Raw genomic sequence first — 601 nt, 5'->3', positions numbered from 1 at the left:
CGTTGCCCGGCCTGGCGGCCGACAGTTCGGTGGCCGCCGCCGTCGGGGATGTTGCCGAGCTTTTTGATGTCGACGTGCACCAGGTCGCCGGGCGCGTCGTGTTCGTAGCGGCGGATCACGCGGCCAGTCGCGTGATCCAGGTGTGTCAGTCGGGCCAGCCTGTAGCGGCGCAGGATCCGGTGCACGGTCGAAGGATTCAGTCCCAAAAGGTAGGCGATCCTCGCCGGGCCCCACCGGCGCAGCACACGCACTTTGATGACGCGCCGCTCGGTGCGTGTCGGAGTGCGGCCCGGGCTGCGCTGCGGACGGCTGGAACGGTCCGCCATCGCCGCGGCGCCACCGGCCCGGTAACGGTCGGCCCATCGCTTGGCCGTGGTCGGCGAGACCTGGAACCGTTCGGCCGCGCGGCGCAACGGCCACCTGTCATCCACAACACAACGCGCCAGCCGTAACCGGCCCAACTCCGACAACGGGGCATTACGGTGAGACACGAAGACCTCCGGCAGTGAGCGCGTTTGCTTGGCAGCTCGCACTTCACCCGGAGGTCTTCCCCATGTCACCTCACCACGCCGTCACCAACGTCCGTGGTCAGTACACCTAG

Annotated in this window: 1 protein-coding gene; it reads right to left on the bottom strand. The window is 68.4% G+C overall.

Annotated features, from left to right (window positions below; genetic code table 11):
* A partial coding sequence (locus ACLQ2O_RS41920; protein ID WP_425843478.1) for a helix-turn-helix domain-containing protein occupies positions 1–491 on the bottom strand: 491 nt, incomplete at its 3' end.
* Positions 492–601 lie beyond the last annotated feature (110 nt).

This window comes from Kribbella sp. DT2 (assembly GCF_049844575.1).
GTDB lineage: Bacteria > Actinomycetota > Actinomycetes > Propionibacteriales > Kribbellaceae > Kribbella.
This window is presented reverse-complemented; position numbering and strand designations above follow the sequence as displayed.